We start from the raw sequence: 16,750 nt of genomic DNA, 5'->3' as shown, positions 1-16,750 counted from the left end.
ATTGCAAGTCACATCTGGAAAATCATCGGCAGCACTGGTGCTGGCTCTCGGTCTTTCCGTTTCCACCGCTCTTCCCGGCACCGCCGGTGCGGTGACCCTGATGGACCTCCTGCGCGGCGGGCCCGGCAAGATCGCGCGGGATCGCGGCGAGTTGCCACCGGCCGGCATCGTCACCTCGCCATCCGGCTCCGGATCGGGCGCCGGTCAGAGTGCAGATGCCTCCGATCCCGAGCCGCTGCCCCGCGTTTCCGGCCCGCGTTATTATGATTACAAGGCGGATGCAGCCCGGGCGGTGAACACCGCGAATTTCGGCGAAGGCCTTGCCAATCTCAAGTTCAGCGCAACGCCTGAGATCGCCAAGGCGCTTGAGGCTTATTACGGCGCTGGCGGCAAGACGTTGTGGGTCTCCGGCGGCGAACTGACGGAGCGTGCCAATGCTGTTCTAGCCTTCTTCGAGACAGTTGGCGAAAGCGGCCTTGATCCTGCCGATTACAGCATTTCCGCACCGGCCAAGGATGTGACTGCGAGTATCAGCAGCAATGTTGCCGGCACCACATCGAACGGCACACCGGTCGAGACGGCTTCGGCGCCTGTTTCCGATGCCTATCAGCGGGCGCAGATGCAGTTCGAGCTGGCGCTGTCCGCCAAGGTTCTCGCCTATGTGCAGGATACGACCCGTGGCCGCGTCGATCCGAACCGGCTGTCCGGTTACCATGACTTCAAACGCAAGACGGTGAACCTTACACCTGTGCTGAAGCTCGCGGGTCTGAGCCCCGATGTGGCCGCTTATCTGCGCAGCCGCGAGCCTTCCAGCGCCGAGTATCTCGCGCTAAAGGCAGAACTTGCCCGCCTGCGTGGCGAGGGCGATGCCGCCCATGTCGTGCGTGTTCCCGCCGATCTGGTGCTGAAGCCCGGTAACAGCAGCGCGGATATGGCCAGCGTCGTCAAGGCCATCGAACATCGCGCGTCGCCGGCTTTCAAGGCCGAACATGCGGCGATCATTTCGGGTTACCAGCAGACGCCGGATTATACGCCTGATCTCGTTGATCTCGTAAAGGCGTTCCAGAGCGAAAATGGCCTGAAGGCGGATGGCGTCATTGGTCGTGCGACCGTGCGCGCCATGGTCGGCGAAAGCAACGACGCGAAGATCGCCAAGGTGCAGGTGGCCATGGAGCAGATCCGCTGGCTGCCGGCCGATCTCGGCCAGCGTTACGTCTTCATCAACCAGCCCGCCTTCATGGCCTATTACCACAATGATGGCGTCGAACAGTTCGGCATGAAGGTCGTGGTCGGCTCCAAGGCCAATCAGACCTATTTCTTCCAGGACGAGATTCAGACCGTCGAGTTCAACCCCTATTGGGGCGTACCGCAGTCGATCATCATCAACGAAATGCTGCCGAAGCTGCGCCGTGACCCATCATACCTCGATCGCCTGGGTTACGAAGTGCAGGTGAATGGCCGCGCCGTGTCGTCCTCCAGCGTCAACTGGTATGGCTCGACCAATGCCGTCTCCGTGCGCCAGCCGCCGAGCAGCGACAATGCGCTGGGCGACCTGAAAATCCTCTTCCCCAACGCACATGCCATCTACATGCATGACACGCCGGCCAAAAGCTTCTTCAACCGCGACATGCGGGCGCTGAGCCACGGCTGTATCCGCCTGGTCGACCCGCGCCGCATGGCGGCTGCCGTTCTTGGCACCAGCGTTGACAAGGTTGGCGAGCAGATCGCGTCAGGCAAGAACCGCGCCGTGCAGGTGCCGGAAAAGATTCCGGTTTATGTGGCCTATTTCACTGCCTGGCCGGATAAGGACGGCAAGGTCCAGTTCTTCGATGATGTCTATGATCGCGACAGCTACGTGCAGAAGGCCTTTGCGGTGACGACGAAGGCAAGGGCTGCTTCGATCTGATAGGTCGCACCTAGAAAAAGCGCCGGAAACGGCGCTTTTTTGTTCCGGCGATTGCGGTTCTGGCTACTGCTTGAAAAGTGCGAATGCGAGGTCGCCATCGTCATCGATCGTTGCAGCGAGGCTAAGCGCGTCTTCAAGCGATGATTTGCCGACTAGCAGTTCGTAAAACAACATATGGACGAAAAGTGGCGTCGCCGCACCGTCCGGGTAACCCGCCGAAGCAATGTAGGCTTTCGCGCCGCCTTCAATAAAGGCCTTCCCGAAAGCATCGTAGCCCGTGCAGCACGCCGTGCTGAAAATTACAGTGCCCGACAGGTGGACTTTTCCCAGAATTGCTTCAACAGGCAGGCTGCCCTCGCGCAATTTCAATTGGGTCACGTCGGGATTGATGTCTCCGATCACGAGGCCATTTTGATCGCCATGGCCGCTGATGATGAGATAGGGCGGCGGGTTATCAGGTTGATTCAGGCACGCCAGAATATCTTCCGGCGTTCCCGGGAGGTGCAGGCGAACCGCGGCTCCCAGGCTCTCCAATATAGCGCGCAAAAGTAGAGCTTCGCCTGTGTCGCCCACCGCGATGATGCTTACAGCCTTGCGCGGGAAAAAGAACTTTTCGTCGACCATCCCGATTTCGTCAGCACGCAGCACTCAAGCCGCAGCAGCGCCTCTTTCAATCAGCTTCGCGAACAAATCAGGTGTCAGGGCTTCGAAATCATCGATGACGACATCTGGCTCGAGCTCGGCCATCGGTATATCCGTGTAACCGAAGGTGACGCCGATGGAGGGGACGTTTGCATTCCGGGCGGCGAGGATATCGTTGATGCTGTCGCCGACCATGACCGTGCGCCTGATATCGCCGCCGGCCTTTTCGATGGTGCCGAGAATATGGCGTGCATCCGGCTTGCGGAATTCGAAAGTGTCACCGCAGGTGATGGCGGCGAAATAGTGGGTCAGGCCGAGTTTTTCGAGCAGCGGTACAGCGAGGACTGCGGTCTTGTTGGTGCAGACGGCAAGCGTGATGCCGGATTGCGAAAGCGCATCCAGCGTTTTGACGATGCCGGGGTAGGGGCGGCTTTCGCCGGGCATTTCAGCGCGGTAATGGGTGATGAAGCGTTCGTAGAGCGGATCGATTTCGGCTTCCGGCAGTTCCGTTTCGCGCAGTGCAAAGGCGCGCTTGATCATGACCCGTGCGCCCTGGCCGACGAGATGCGTCAGGTCGTCATAGGTGACGGGCGCAAGCCCGGCTGCGGCAATGGTATGGTTGAGGCTCGAGACGAGATCAGCGGCGGTATCGACCAGAGTACCGTCGAGATCGAAAATGGCGAGCGGGGCGAGCGGGCGGGATGTCACGGAAACGGCCTCTTGTAGAATGCGGGGCTGAGCTATTCATGCTTTCATTCGCGCCAAGCCTAGGCAAAGCCTCCTGTCTTTGCAACCGCATCACAACGTTCTGTTCGTTGCCTTGAAAAAGGCTTTCGTTTGGCTTTCGACCCGTGTAAACAGCACGGCGACGACAAAGCTACCGGAGTTTCAGGCACATGGATGCCCGCCAGATGAAGATCAAGGCCGCCGAGGCCGCATTGTCCCATGTACAGGATGGGATGCGGCTCGGTATCGGCACGGGTTCGACGGCCGAGGAATTCGTCCGGCTTCTGGCCGAGAAGGTCGCCGCCGGCCTCAAGGTCGAGGGCGTGCCGACATCCGAGCGCACCGCGCGTCTGTGCGTCGAGCTTGGCGTGCCACTGAAATCTCTCGATGAATTGCCGGAACTGGATCTGACCATTGACGGTGCGGATGAGGTTGACCACGCGTTGCGGCTCGTCAAGGGCGGCGGCGGTGCACTGCTGCGCGAGAAGATCGTCGCGGCGGCATCCGCACGCGTGATCGTCATCGCCGACCAGAGCAAGGTTGTGGAGACGCTGGGCGCCTTTCCTCTGCCCATCGAGATCAATCCGTTTGGCCAGGTTGCGACCCGCATCGCCATCGAAAAGCTGGCATCGCGGTCCGGCCTGTCGGGTGAGTTGAAGCTTCGCTCTTCCGGTGACGGCGTCTTCATGACGGATGGCGGACACCTTATTCTCGACGCATCTTTTGGCCGTATTCCTGATGCAGAAGCGCTAGCACGCGAGCTGAACACGATTCCCGGTGTCGTCGAGCACGGACTTTTCATAAATTTGGCATCGCTTGCCATTATCGCTGGCCCTGAAGGCGCCCGCGTGATGCAGGCAGTATAACAGGAGCGAGATTTTCATGATCAAACTAGCGGGACTGGGCAAAGCTGCCGCTGCTTCGATCCTCATTTCCGGCATCGTGTTCGGTACTGCCGCACGCGCCCAGGAAATTTCCGAAGCGCATGTTGCTGCCGCGCGGCAGGCGATCGCCTCTCTTGGCGTTACCGACCGTTTCGACGACATTCTGCCGGGACTGGCCGAACGTCTGAAGGCCGAACTTATTCAGGCTTCGCCGAATGTTCAGGATGCGATCACCGCGACGGTTGACGCTAAGGCGCTTGAGCTTGCACCGCGCCGCGCCGATCTCGAGCGTGAGGCCGCGCTGACCTATGCACGTGCTTTTTCGGTCGAGGAACTGAACGCCATCTCCACCTTCTACAGCAGCGAAGCTGGCAAGAAGCTGTTGAAGGACGGCCCGATTGCGACCCGCGAACTGATGAAGGCTGCCGATATCTGGGCCGCCGGTATCAACCGCGATCTCAACGCTGCCAGCATGACCGAACTGCAGAAGGTCGCCGGCGCTGATCTGAAGCCGCTTCCGGCGGATCACAATGCCACGGGTGGCGCTCCGGCTGCCAAGCCATAAGGCGCTTTTCCAGGTTCAGAAATATTCAAAGCCCGGCCGCAAGACCGGGCTTTTCATTTGTGCGCCGCAGCACCTATATGTGGGCGTGAATGCACCGCTGCCCGTTTTCGGCTGATGGCGGTTTTGATCAGGGGTTTTGACTATGACAGCTTATGACTACGATCTCTTCGTCATCGGTGGCGGTTCCGGCGGCGTGCGCAGCGGCCGTGTAGCTGCCTCGCTCGGCAAGCGCGTTGCGATCGCCGAGGAATACCGCTATGGCGGCACCTGCGTCATCCGCGGCTGCGTGCCGAAGAAGCTGTTCGTCTACGCCTCGCAGTTCCCCGAGCATTTCGAGGATTCTGAAGGTTTCGGCTGGAGCGTCGGCGAGCGCAGCTTCGACTGGAAAAAGCTGATCGCGGCGAAGGACAAGGAAATCACCCGTCTCGAAGGGCTCTATCGTAAGGGTCTGGAAAACGCCAAGGCTGATATTTTCGACAGCCGGGCGGAACTCGTGGATGCCCATACCGTCAAGCTGACGAAAACCGGAGAAACCTTCACCGCCGAGCGCATCGTCATCGCTGTCGGCGGCACGCCGAACGAACACAAGGCGCTGCCCGGCCACGAGTTGACGATTTCGTCCAACGAGGCTTTCGATCTCGAGGAGCTGCCGAAATCGATCCTGATTGCCGGCGGCGGTTACATCGCGGTGGAATTCGCCAATATCTTCCACGGGCTCGGCGTTGAAACGACATTGATCTATCGCGGCAAGGAAATCCTGTCGCGCTTCGATCAGGATATGCGCAAGGGCCTGCATGAGGCGATGGAGGCCAAGGGCATCCGCATCATTCTGGAAGACATCATCGAGGAAGTCAGCAAGGACGGCGCCGGCGGTTTCGTGGCCCGCACCAAGCAGGGCGCTTCGCTGCATGTGGGCCTGGTGATGCTGGCGCTTGGCCGCGATCCGAATACCAAGGGGCTCGGTCTCGAGAATGCCGGTGTGGAGGTGGACGCCCGCGGCGCGATCGTCGTTGACGATTATTCGCGCACGAACGTGCCCAGCATCTTCGCACTTGGCGACGTCACCGACCGGGTACAACTGACGCCGGTGGCGATCCACGAGGCGATGTGCTTCATCGAGACGGAATACAAGAACAACCCGACCAAGCCGGATCACGAGCTGATTGCGACGGCGGTATTCTCGCAGCCGGAAATCGGCACTGTCGGCCTTTCGGAAGAGGAAGCCGGCAAGAAATATCCGGAACTGGAAGTCTATCGCGCCCAGTTCCGTCCGATGAAGGCGACGCTATCTGGCCGTCAGGAGAAAACGATCATGAAGCTGATCGTCAATGCCGCTGACCGCAAGGTCGTCGGCGTGCATATCCTCGGCCATGAGGCCGGCGAGATGGCGCAGCTTCTCGGCATCACGCTGAAAGCCGGCTGCACGAAGGATGACTTCGACCGCACCATGGCCGTTCACCCAACGGCGGCAGAGGAACTGGTGACGATGTATTCGCCGAGCTATCGCGTCGTAAACGGTGAGCGGGTCTAGCTCATCTTCCGCTCCGGCTTCCAGCTCGTCTCTGCCTGATAATGGCGGTTGCCATCGAATAACGCCTCGTTGCCCTTCAGGAGAGCGACGAGGCGATCTATGGCGAGTCGCATTTCCGGGGCGTGCCGGTCGTCGTCGTTGACGATGATCCAGAGCGGATGGGACAGTTCCTCGATGATCTCGCCGTCGCGGACGAGGCCGGGGACGTTATCACCAATAAAGCAGGGCAGGACGCCTTTTCCAGCCCCGCTCTGGATGAGGCTCGGCAAAAGGGCAGGGGCATTCGTCCAGGTGTGGATCAGCGGTTCCCGATGCCGGAACACCCATTTTTCGGCGTCGGATTTCGCGACCTCGGTGCCGATCGAAATCCATTGCTCAACATTCTTGCTTGAGCCGTCGCGCGCGATAGGCGCAATAGGCAACGTCGACCGATTTCCGGACGGCGAAATTCCCGGTGGCTGGCCTGACGTGCCTGATCGCGATCATGCCGCGCCTGTAAGTCAACTCGTCGTCATTCTCACATTGCTTGCAGCACAGGCGGAAAGCGTCTGACGGGCCGCGAATGGCCGCCGCATTGGTGGCTATGAAACCGGCAGTCCAGATGTCACTCGACAGAGAAACGATCGGTAGCGAAAAAGCGTCGCTGTGCCATTGAGTGATTTCCGCCGCGCTGTTGCGCATGGACCTTACTTTCTCGAACAGGACCTGGCCGTCCGGTGCGAGCCGGTATCCGTTCTGACTCCGAATAAAGAGCGTTCGCCCCATTTTGCGTTCAAGAAGCATCATCTTTCGGCCAATCGTTGGCGCACTGAGCCCGGCTTTACCCGCCGCGCCGGCGAGGCCGCCCTCTGTGGCGACAATGTCGAAAAGCCTCAACTCGTCCCAGTCCACTTCTGTCACGGCATCCTCTCCACATCATGGCAGCATCTTAGCCGCATCAGGGCCTGTCCTCTCCGTTCAGATATGAAACGGGTCTTTCAGTCCTGCCTCTATGCTTGCTGCAGGGCGCAACCTAACTCGTCTCCAACAAAGGAGACAGACATGTTACCCGAAACGATGTTCCTTATGGAGAAGATTAGACACATGGAAATCCGCCACGGAAGAGGAGGGTGTGTTTCCGAATGGGAGAACTGGCCTTGCTCGCCACTGGACCGGCTTGTGGTGTTTCTCTTGCATCTGCCCCATTCCCTGCGCCGATATCTCTGCATCAAGCCCGGAAGTCGGTGACTTCGGAGGGATGGGCAACCATCCACGGAAACTATTTAAATCGTTTGAAATCATTTTTCTCCTTCGTGGCGGATCAAAACGGTCCGAAAGAGGGCGGGCGGCGCGCGGATGTCTATGCAAAGCCTGTGCTTGGAGCTATAAGCCGCTCAAATTTCCGAGGCGGTCGCGCGGCGGTTGCGCGGTCGAAAGAAGGGTAAGAACATGGCACAGAATTGGACCCCCGGCAGCTGGCGGCAGAAACCGATCCAGCAGGTTCCCGAATATCCCGATGCGGCAGCGCTTGCGGCAACGGAAGCCACGCTTGCAACCTATCCGCCGCTGGTATTTGCCGGTGAGGCCCGCCGCCTCAAGAAGCAGCTTGCCAATGTGGCGGAAGGCAACGCCTTCCTGCTGCAGGGCGGCGATTGCGCCGAAAGCTTCCTCGAGCACGGCGCGGACAATATCCGTGACTTCTTCCGTGCCTTCCTGCAGATGGCCGTGGTGCTGACCTATGGCGCACAGCTGCCAGTCGTAAAGGTGGGACGCATTGCCGGCCAGTTCGCCAAGCCGCGCTCTTCCAACGTGGAAGTGCAGGATGGTGTTTCCCTGCCGTCCTACCGCGGTGACATCATCAACGGCATCGAATTCAACGAAGCCTCGCGTATTCCGAACCCGGAGCGTCAGCTCGACGCCTATCGCCAGTCGGCGGCGACGCTGAACCTGCTGCGCGCTTTCGCAATGGGCGGTTATGCCAACCTCGAAAACGTTCACCAGTGGATGCTCGGCTTCATCAAGGACAGCCCGCAGGCCGACCGTTACCGCAAGCTGGCCGACCGAATCTCCGAAACCATGGACTTCATGAAGGCCATCGGCATCAGCGCGGACAGCAATCCGAGCCTGCGCGAGACCGACTTCTTCACCAGCCATGAGGCGTTGCTGCTTGGTTACGAAGAAGCCTTGACCCGTATCGATTCCACCTCTGGTGACTGGTACGCCACGTCGGGCCACATGATCTGGATCGGTGACCGCACGCGTCAGCTCGACCATGCGCATGTGGAATATTTCCGCGGCATCAAGAACCCGATCGGCCTGAAATGTGGTCCGTCGCTGACGCCCGACAATCTGATCGAGCTGATCGACGCGCTGAACCCGGCAAACGAGGCCGGCCGTCTGACGCTGATTTGCCGTTTCGGCCATGACAAGGTGGCGGACAGCCTGCCGAAGCTCATCCGTGCTGTCGAGAAGGAAGGCCGCAAGGTCGTCTGGTCCTGCGATCCGATGCATGGCAACACGATCACGCTCAATCACTACAAGACGCGCCCGTTCGAGCGTATCCTGTCGGAGGTCGAAAGCTTCTTCCAGATCCACCGCGCCGAAGGCACGCATCCGGGCGGCATCCATATCGAGATGACCGGCAAGGACGTGACGGAGTGCACGGGTGGCGCGCGCGCCGTGACGGCGGATTCGTTGTCCGACCGTTACCACACCCATTGCGACCCGCGCCTCAATGCCGATCAGGCACTGGAACTGGCGTTCCTGCTGTCAGAGCGCATGAAAAGCGGGCGCGACGAGAAGCGCCTGGCAATCGCCAGCGCTTGATGGAAGAGCTGAAAGTCTCTCTGCGCTTGCGCGAGGTCTGATCGTGCCGGACTGAAGATCTGGTCCGGCTTCGGGAGTGTGAGGCTCCCGCTCGCGGACGCTTCAGCCTCTGGTAATGATAAAGCCGCCGGATTTCCGGCGGCTATTTTTATCTGTGGCTATAGGCTTACTGTACCAGAGCCGGCTGCTGGCAGCGGACATCGGTAACACGAACATCGGCTTCGCCGATCTTGACGCCGAGAACCAGAAGCGTGTTGTAAAGCAGCGTATCGACCGGTGCGGTGACGAGGGACAGCGTGTTGGCGAGCGCCGTCTGGATGACGCCGAGGCCGCCAAGGTTGAGGAAGAGAATCCTGATGTCGAGATCAAGGTTCTTCAGCAACGAGCTGACGAGCGTCGTGACGGTATCCTTCGTGGAGACGCTCTTGATCTTGCCCTGGGCAATATCCAGCTGCGTGAAGGTCAGCTTGGTCTTCGTCATGTTGGTGGCGTTGATGAGGGCGCTGCCGTTGACGGCAAGCAGGGCAGAATCCACGATTGCCGCCTTTGTCACGCGCGGGTCCCGTCCGAAATTGGCGAAGGCCGTGGTATCGACATTGCCAAGTGCAATTTCTGCAACGCCGGGAACAACTTCGACATCCACGGTTCCCTGTCCGCCGCCCGTGCAGCGAATGTCCGCAAGCCGGGCTTCCGCGTGGGCGACTTCCACATAAAGCGGGACATTGACCTTGAGGCCGGCGATTGCCTGGAGCCCATCCACCACGACATTGACCGCAAGGCGGGTCTGGGCGGTACGGACCACGGTGCCCTGGCCGCCAACGGCGAGCGAAGGCGTTTCGACCGGCGGCTGGCCGATGGCGAGTGTCACCTTGGCCGAGGCGAGGCCGAGAACATTAGCGCCGAGATCAAGCGCCAGCTGGTTGCCGCCATTGCCGGCAACGGCTGCGGCATTGAGAAGGTCGAAGACGCTGGCATTGACCTTGAGATTTTCCCCGCTGCCAATGAGCTTTTCGGTGAAGGGACCGAGATTGACGATTTCTTCTAGCTTGAGCTTGATGTTGCTCTTGCCGGCGGTTTTTTCCAATGTCTTCAGAACGGTGACGACGGCTGGCTGCAGGCCCGTCGTTTTCGTCAGCGCGTTCAGGAACTTGCCGTAGGTAATCTCAGTCTGCAGCACGTCCTTGTAGGTGCCGGCGGTGAGGCCAAGATCGATCGCGAGAGCTTCGACGACATGCAGCGCGTTGACATCGGCATCGACGAGGGCCTGATAGTCCATGAGCTTGAGCGAGACCGTGGTGCCGAGCAGACCGCCGAGCAGGCTGTTCAGGAGGCCGTCATTGAGGCTGGCAAGCCGCGATCCCACCGAGAATGCAGCGACTTTCTGAGACGAGGCGGTTCCGGCGGCCGAAATCCTTGGCGGCGTTGTAAAGGCCGAAGCGAAGAAGATCTGGCCCTTTTCGAAGATGTTTACTTTCACCGCATTGGTCGGCTGGGCGTTTTCGACGAACCGCTGTCCGACCGGGAGGCTGGCATCCGGTTCATAATGGCCTTTGACAACCTCGGCGTAGCCGTGGGTTTTGGCAAACTCATTCCGGGGATCGAAAGGCTGCAGCCCGGTTGGCGTTAGCAGCCCCTGCGCCGTCCTGACGCCGAGGTCCAGGCCGTTGAGTGCAAAATATTGCTGCACCGTCTTTTCGGCGTCGGTGACGTTGGCTGCTGCCGAAATGGCCGCGAGATCGGCGGTTTGCTGCAATTGCCGCTTCTGCAGGGTCAGATAACCGTAATCGACGCCAATCGCCAGGATGCCGATAAAAAGCGGCGCCGTCAGGCCGGCGGAGATGGCTATGTTGCCGGCGCGATCCCTCAGGAAACCGGAGAGCAGGGAATGGATGGTCCTCATGTCATGCTCCTCCGATCCGGATGGTCGAAAAACGCCGGATGACCGGCTCGGGCAGGGTGTAGCTGTAGAGGCTCCAGATCGGCAGATCACGGGCGTCATATTCGACTTTCACCGTGAACTGGTTGGCATTGGCGGGATCAGTGGCGACGTCGACCGTGAAGTGTCTTTTATCCAGGAAGGCGTAACCGAGATCGCTCTTGGCGACGAAATCCCGGGCGAGCTGCTGGCGCTCGGTGGTGTTAAGGCCGGCGACCGCCGTTCTTGCCGCGTCGGCGGCGATCTGCTGCACCGAATAGGCCGCCATCAGATAAATGCCGTAGGCAATCATGGTCAGGAGGACAAGAAAGAAGATTGGCGCGACAATGGCGAACTCGACAGCGTTCGAGCCGGACCGATCGCGAAGGAAACGCACTGCATTACGCATAAAGCACCCCCGTTCCTTAAGGCACCAAGGTTCGATGCCTTGATTTATTATTTTCGGAAATGCTAATTTATAGGTGTTAATTTTGTGTTGACGTGCGCTTATGGGTTGCAGGCCTGTGTAAACCTTCGCGTCTGCTTCAGATCAGGCGAAGGCCCTTGAAGCTGGCGTGGCCATCCTTGCCGATGATGATATGGTCGTGGACGGCGATACCGAGCGGCTTTGCCGTATCGATGATGGTCTTGGTCATCTCGATATCAGCACGCGAAGGTGTCGGGTCGCCGCTCGGGTGATTATGTATTAAAATCAAGGCGGTAGCGGATAGTTCGAGAGCGCGGCGCACCACTTCGCGGGGATAGACCGGTGTATGGTCCACGGTCCCGTGCCCCTGCACTTCGTCGGCGATGAGGACATTGCGCTTATCGAGGAACAGGATGCGGAACTGTTCGCGCGTTTCATGGGCCATGGCGGCGTGGCAATAATCGATGACCGAGGACCAGGAACTCAGAACCTGCTTGTTGCGGATTTCGCTTTTCAGCATGCGCTGGGAAACGGAGGCGACGAGTTTCAGGTCGAACGCCACGGCTTCGCCCACGCCCTTCACCTCCTGCAACAGCGGCAGAGGTGCGCCGAGTACACCGCCCAGCGTGCCGAAACGGGCAAGGAGCGCCTTGGCGATGGGCTTTGTGTCGCGCCGCGGTATCAGCCGGAACAGTAAAAGCTCCAGCAACTCATAATCGGCAAGCGCCGCGTCGCCGCCATCGCGATACCGCGCCCGCAGCCGGTCCCGGTGACCATGATAATGGGCGGCATCCGCCGGCGGCTCGATGACAGGCACCGGCTTCTTCACCGCATTTCGCGGCTCGGCGAAAAAACCGCGCTCGTCCGCCCCTTCGAAGAGATCGCCTTCGCCCGCCTGAAAGCCGGACGTCGTGGAAAGCTCGGCGGGAGGCGGGGCGGGGCGTCTTGCCATGGGCGGTCTGGCCTTATGAAGGGGTAAGCGGCGGCAGGCCCGGACGGTCGAAGCCGCCGGGCGACAGCGTGAAGATTTCGCAGCCGGTGGCCGTGACGCCAACGGCGTGTTCATATTGGGCGGACAGCGAACGGTCGCGCGTCACCGCCGTCCAGCCGTCGGAAAGCACCTTCACATGCGGTTTGCCTAGATTGATCATGGGCTCGATGGTGAAGATCATGCCTTCCCGGATTTCCGGACCTTCGTCCGGATGGCCGTAATGCAGGATGTTTGGCGTATCGTGGAACAGCCGCCCAACGCCGTGCCCGCAGAAATCGCGCACCACCGAGCAACGTTCGGCTTCCGCATAGGTCTGGATCGCCGCGCCGATCGCGCCGGTGCGCACACCGGGCTTTACAGCCGCGATACCACGCAGCAGGCATTCATAGGTCACTTCCATCAGCCGCTCGGCAGCGCGCTTGATCTGGCCGACCGGATACATGCGGCTTGAATCGCCATGCCACCCATCGAGCACATAGGTAACATCGATGTTGACGATATCGCCTTCCCGCAGCGGCTTTTCATCGGGAATGCCGTGGCAGACCACATGGTTGATCGAAGTGCAGACGGATTTGGTATAACCACGATAATTGAGCGTTGCCGGCAGCGCGCCGTGATCGGCGCCGAATTCGAAGACGAAACGGTCAATGGCGTCCGTTGTCACACCCGGCTTGACGATTGCGGCGAGTTCATCGAGACAACGCGCCGTCAGCTGGCACGCCTTGCGCATGCCGTCGAAATCCTCAGGGGTGTAGAGGCGGATGACGCCTGTATTCTTGAGGGGGGCGGAGGCGGCGTCGATATAGGTGACCATCATAGTGCTTTCTGTCTCTTTACGTCCCTGTTCATAAAACAGCCGGACGCCACTCGTCCATCTTAACCGTTCCGTTGACTGAAATTTGTGCCGGGGTGACCGCGCATTTCACGGCATAAGCCTCCACGCCCCGCGCCATTGCCCGTTGGAAAGCCAGCGCATAGACCGGATCGAGATCGTCGCAGATGCGCATCCGGTCGCAATCGCCGCGCTGGATGAGATAAAGCATCACCGCCCGGTGACCGGCTTCCGCTGCATCGCCCAGTTCCTCGAGATGCTTTGCGCCGCGTTTGGTGGCGGTATCGGGGAATTCTGCAAGGCCCTTCTCGCGCATGAAATGCACGTTCTTCACTTCCACATAGGCGTCCGGCCGACCGGGTTCGGATAGCAGGAAATCGATGCGGGAATTGCGCCCGTATTTCTGTTCTCGGCGGATTATCGAATAGCCGGCGAGTTCCGGGATACGGCCGTTCAGGATCGCCTCTTCCGCCAGCCGGTTCGGCATGCCGGTATTGATGCCGACGACGGTGCCATCGGCCTCGACCATTTCCAGCATATGACGGTATTTACGGGTGGGGCTGTCATGTTGCGACAGCCAGATGCGGGAACCCGGCGTCGTCAGCCCACGCATGGAGCCGGTGTTGGGGCAGGACCCGGTGATCGCCGTGCCGTCTTCCAGAACTGCGTCGAAGAGGAAACGTTTGTATCGGGAGATCAGCGTTGCGGGAACGAGCGGGGGCGTGAAGAACATGATGCCTTGAGCTAAGCTTGTGTGTTTGCAGGGTCTTTTTATCCCTCATCCCTGTGCTTGTCACAGAGAACCAGCCAGCCCAAGTCCTTGGGCTGAAGCAAGTCTTTCGCCGCGTAGACCGGCGCCTACTGGATTCCTGTGACAAGCACAGGGATGAGGGTGACGGAGAACGCCTGTGGAAGAGGCCTTTCTGCCGTGTACTCGTCATCTTTTTCACAGATATCCTACAAAAGAACATAGGTTCCCGGCGCATCGCCGAGCACCGGGCGCTTGCCGTCTTCCGGTTTCCGCGCCTTTACCTTCTCGGCGTTCTGGCTTTCGATCCAGTTCTGCCAGTGCACCCACCACGAACCCTTGTGAGGTGTGGCGGCGGCCTGCCAGGCGTCGAAGTCTCCGGCTGGTGATGGCCCCGTCCAATATTGGTACTTCTCGAGCTGCGGCGGGTTCACGACGCCGGCAATGTGGCCGGAAGCGCCGAGCACGAATTCCACCGGCCCGCCAAACAGGGCAGCACCCGTGAACACCGATTTCGCGGGCGCGATATGGTCATCGCGGGTGGCGAGATCGTAGACGGGTATGTTGATATCGCCGAGATTGATGCGCTTGCCGGCAACGCGCATCAGACCGCGGGCGAGATTGTTCTCGAGGTAACAGTTGCGCAGATAGTACGAGTGGCTGGCAGCCGTCACCCGGGTGGAATCGGAGTTCCAGTAGAGCAGGTCGAATGGCAGGGGTTCGGTGCCGCGCAGGTAATTATCGACCACATAGGGCCAGATAAGATCGGAGGCGCGCAGCATGTTGAAGACGGTGGCCATGATCGAACCGTCAAGATAACCGACGGCCTGCATGTGTCTGTCGAGCGCGTCCAGCTGACCTTCGTCCACGAAGACCTTGAGGTCTCCGGCATGGATGAAATCGGTCTGGGCGGCGAGCAGCGTGGCGCTGCGGATGCGCTCATTGTCCTGCTGTGCATGCAGCGCCAGCGCCGAGGCCAAAAGCGTGCCGCCGACACAATAACCGACGGCGTTGATCTCCTTTTCGCCAGTCCGTTCCTCGATGGTATCAAGCGCAAAGTCGATGCCTTCGCTGATATAATCGTCCCAGCCTTTTTCGGCCAGACCGGCATCCGGGTTGATCCAGGACACCATGAAGACGCTGTGGCCCTGTTCGAGGCACCAGCCGACGAAGGATTTCTGCGGGTTGAGATCGAGAATGTAGAACTTGTTGATCCAGGGCGGCACGATCAGCAGCGGCCGTTTGAAGACCTTTTCCGTCGTCGGCTCGTAATGGATGATTTCGCAAAGCGCGCTTTTCGCAACGACCTTGCCTGGCGTGACGGCAATGTTCTGGCCAATGACGAATTTGCTGTAATCGGTCTGGCGAAGCTTCAGATGGCCGTTTCCGGCCGCGACATCCTCCGCCAGCTGCGCCATGCCCTTGACGAGATTGGCGCCGCTGGAGGCTACCGTCTCGCGGAAGACCTGCGGATTGGTGAAGACGAAATTGGCCGGAGAAAGCGCCTCTGTCACCTGCCGCATGTAAAACAGCGCCTTGGTGCGGGTGTGCTCATCCAGCCCCTCCGCCTCCGTCACCATCCTGTCTGCAAAACCGACGGTCGTCTGATAGGCCTTGAGAAGAAAATCGAAGAACGGGTTGGCCTGCCAGTCGGCATCGGCAAAACGTTTGCTTCTGCGCTGTGCAGGGCCGCTTTCGGCCGTTTTCTCCGAGGTCGAATCGGAGGCTCCGGAAAATTGCGCCACCGATTTCGACCACAGATCGTAATAGCTCGACAGCAGATGGGTCTGCGCTTCCAGTGACCGCTTCGGCTCGGCCATCCAATATTCGGCGACATCGGAGAGCGTCTTGACCAGATCGGTCACGGGATCGGCGCTCGTCTGCGGAATTTCGCCGCGTTCGCGTGGCGCCAGCCATTCACCGGCAGCCTTGCCGAGATTTTCGAGTGCGCGTGCGATGTTGATCGCGAATGTTTCGGGGTCGCGGATCAGGTAGGCCTCGGCGGAACTGGCGTCGAAGCCGGGCGTTTTGTCACCCTTTTTCGTGCCCCCGCCGTCAACACCTGCCATGCACCATCCTCCACCAAATTTGTGTTTGCACATTCTGCATGAAAACGAATACAAGTTCCACCAGCAAGGGGAGGCCGCAAAGGGCCGAACCGCGGTCGAATTCGATATCGGCAGATATCCTTACAGGCGGAACATGACGATGGGCAAGCACATGGGCAAATGCGGCACATGGGGAACATATGCGGAAAGCGCCGCAAGAATAGCGTTCCTCTCGCTCTCCGGCGCCATGCTCGTCACCACGCTTGCCGCCTGCAAGGCCCCCGAGCCGATTGTCGCGCCCGCCCATATGCGCCGTCCGACGGCTGAAATCGTCGGACCTCGCCCGGTCAGCGACACCGCGGTAAGCCAGAAGCGCGACACCGGGACCTATCCGACGTTCTCGCAGCCGCTGACGGCCGCTGGCACACAGATGGGCGACGACGAAGCCTCAACCATGGAATCGAGCCTGTCTCGCCTCGGCGCGGCACGGCGCAACGGCCAGATATCGGAAGCCGAATATAAGCGCCGGGTGGCCGAGCTGCGGGCGCTGGCAGAAAATCAGAAGCCGGTTGCGACGCCTGCATCGCAGTGACGAGCTGGGCGAGTGCATGCTTCTCCCCGAGGGGAGAAGTCCGCGGCAGCGGGATGAGGGGCAAGCTCTCCGCATATCTCCGCGTTCGCCTCCTCTACGCCGTCCGGCCGCCGTCCGTCCGTCCCGGTCCGGACGGAA

16 protein-coding genes are annotated in these 16,750 nt (G+C 60.0%); 6 read left to right on the top strand and 10 right to left on the bottom strand.

The window, feature by feature from the left end; all coding sequences use genetic code 11:
- Positions 1-37 precede the first annotated feature (37 nt).
- Positions 38-1,906, top strand: a complete 1,869-nt coding sequence (locus AGR2A_RS09605) for a L,D-transpeptidase family protein (RefSeq protein ID WP_072494403.1) — start codon at positions 38-40, stop codon at positions 1,904-1,906.
- A gap of 63 nt (positions 1,907-1,969) precedes the next feature.
- On the opposite strand, the gene AGR2A_RS09600 is transcribed toward AGR2A_RS09605, so the two are convergent.
- Both AGR2A_RS09600 and AGR2A_RS09595 read right to left on the bottom strand, forming a co-directional pair.
- The gene (locus AGR2A_RS09600) at positions 1,970-2,530 is read right to left on the bottom strand and encodes a hypothetical protein (protein WP_048902820.1); all 561 of its coding nucleotides are present in this window, start codon (positions 2,528-2,530) and stop codon (positions 1,970-1,972) included.
- Between the two features lie 24 nt (positions 2,531-2,554).
- Positions 2,555-3,256 carry an HAD family hydrolase gene (locus AGR2A_RS09595; RefSeq protein WP_072494402.1) on the bottom strand — a complete coding sequence of 234 codons (702 nt, stop codon included), beginning with the start codon at positions 3,254-3,256 and terminating at the stop codon, positions 2,555-2,557.
- Positions 3,257-3,444: 188 nt separating this feature from the next.
- Here AGR2A_RS09595 and rpiA point away from each other — a divergent pair, with 188 nt between their 5' ends.
- The 3 genes from rpiA to gor all read left to right on the top strand — a co-directional run bounded on the left by rpiA (position 3,445) and on the right by gor (position 6,254).
- Positions 3,445-4,140 carry a ribose-5-phosphate isomerase RpiA gene (gene rpiA / locus AGR2A_RS09590; RefSeq protein WP_006697397.1) on the top strand — a complete coding sequence of 232 codons (696 nt, stop codon included), beginning with the start codon at positions 3,445-3,447 and terminating at the stop codon, positions 4,138-4,140.
- Positions 4,141-4,156: 16 nt separating this feature from the next.
- On the top strand, positions 4,157-4,723 hold the full coding sequence (locus AGR2A_RS09585; RefSeq protein WP_004441989.1) for a DUF2059 domain-containing protein: 567 nt from the start codon (positions 4,157-4,159) through the stop codon (positions 4,721-4,723).
- A gap of 142 nt (positions 4,724-4,865) precedes the next feature.
- A complete protein-coding gene (gene gor / locus AGR2A_RS09580) occupies positions 4,866-6,254 on the top strand; it encodes a glutathione-disulfide reductase (RefSeq protein ID WP_037093218.1) in 1,389 nt (462 codons plus the stop codon).
- Here the strand turns inward: gor and AGR2A_RS30445 are convergent.
- Together AGR2A_RS30445 and AGR2A_RS30440 are read right to left on the bottom strand one after the other, a co-directional pair.
- The gene (locus tag AGR2A_RS30445) at positions 6,251-6,676 is read right to left on the bottom strand and encodes a hypothetical protein (protein WP_313476580.1); all 426 of its coding nucleotides are present in this window, start codon (positions 6,674-6,676) and stop codon (positions 6,251-6,253) included. The genes gor and AGR2A_RS30445 overlap by 4 nt on opposite strands.
- On the bottom strand, positions 6,630-7,154 hold the full coding sequence (locus AGR2A_RS30440; protein ID WP_376750285.1) for a LysR family transcriptional regulator: 525 nt from the start codon (positions 7,152-7,154) through the stop codon (positions 6,630-6,632). The genes AGR2A_RS30445 and AGR2A_RS30440 overlap by 47 nt, the downstream gene beginning before the upstream one ends.
- 528 nt (positions 7,155-7,682) lie before the next feature.
- Between AGR2A_RS30440 and AGR2A_RS09565 the strand changes: the two genes are divergently transcribed.
- Complete coding sequence (locus AGR2A_RS09565) at positions 7,683-9,059, top strand: class II 3-deoxy-7-phosphoheptulonate synthase (protein WP_022556211.1); 1,377 nt, start codon at positions 7,683-7,685, stop codon at positions 9,057-9,059.
- A gap of 166 nt (positions 9,060-9,225) precedes the next feature.
- On the opposite strand, the gene AGR2A_RS09560 is transcribed toward AGR2A_RS09565, so the two are convergent.
- From AGR2A_RS09560 to AGR2A_RS09530, 6 genes are all read right to left on the bottom strand, one after another.
- Entirely contained in the window at positions 9,226-10,959 is a 1,734-nt protein-coding gene (locus AGR2A_RS09560) for a TadG family pilus assembly protein (RefSeq protein ID WP_034498925.1), read from the bottom strand.
- Between the two features lies 1 nt (position 10,960).
- Complete coding sequence (locus AGR2A_RS09555) at positions 10,961-11,383, bottom strand: TadE/TadG family type IV pilus assembly protein (protein ID WP_004441978.1); 423 nt, start codon at positions 11,381-11,383, stop codon at positions 10,961-10,963.
- Between the two features lie 136 nt (positions 11,384-11,519).
- Positions 11,520-12,353 carry a RadC family protein gene (radC, locus tag AGR2A_RS09550; RefSeq protein ID WP_004441977.1) on the bottom strand — a complete coding sequence of 278 codons (834 nt, stop codon included), beginning with the start codon at positions 12,351-12,353 and terminating at the stop codon, positions 11,520-11,522.
- A gap of 13 nt (positions 12,354-12,366) precedes the next feature.
- Positions 12,367-13,206: a type I methionyl aminopeptidase gene (gene map / locus AGR2A_RS09545; protein WP_185933370.1), complete on the bottom strand. Its 840-nt coding sequence runs from the start codon at positions 13,204-13,206 to the stop codon at positions 12,367-12,369.
- Positions 13,207-13,237: 31 nt separating this feature from the next.
- A complete protein-coding gene (sfsA, locus tag AGR2A_RS09540; RefSeq protein WP_004441973.1) occupies positions 13,238-13,957 on the bottom strand; it encodes a DNA/RNA nuclease SfsA in 720 nt (239 codons plus the stop codon).
- 224 nt (positions 13,958-14,181) lie between these two features.
- A complete protein-coding gene (locus tag AGR2A_RS09530; RefSeq protein ID WP_072494400.1) occupies positions 14,182-16,041 on the bottom strand; it encodes a PHA/PHB synthase family protein in 1,860 nt (619 codons plus the stop codon).
- A gap of 25 nt (positions 16,042-16,066) precedes the next feature.
- Between AGR2A_RS09530 and AGR2A_RS09525 the strand changes: the two genes are divergently transcribed.
- On the top strand, positions 16,067-16,612 hold the full coding sequence (locus tag AGR2A_RS09525; protein ID WP_100911034.1) for a hypothetical protein: 546 nt from the start codon (positions 16,067-16,069) through the stop codon (positions 16,610-16,612).
- The last annotated feature ends 138 nt before the right edge of the window (positions 16,613-16,750 follow it).

This window comes from Agrobacterium genomosp. 2 str. CFBP 5494, from assembly GCF_900013495.1.
Lineage (GTDB): Bacteria > Pseudomonadota > Alphaproteobacteria > Rhizobiales > Rhizobiaceae > Agrobacterium > Agrobacterium pusense.
The sequence above is the reverse complement of the archived record's forward strand: the minus strand, read 5'-3'. Positions and strand labels throughout refer to the sequence as shown.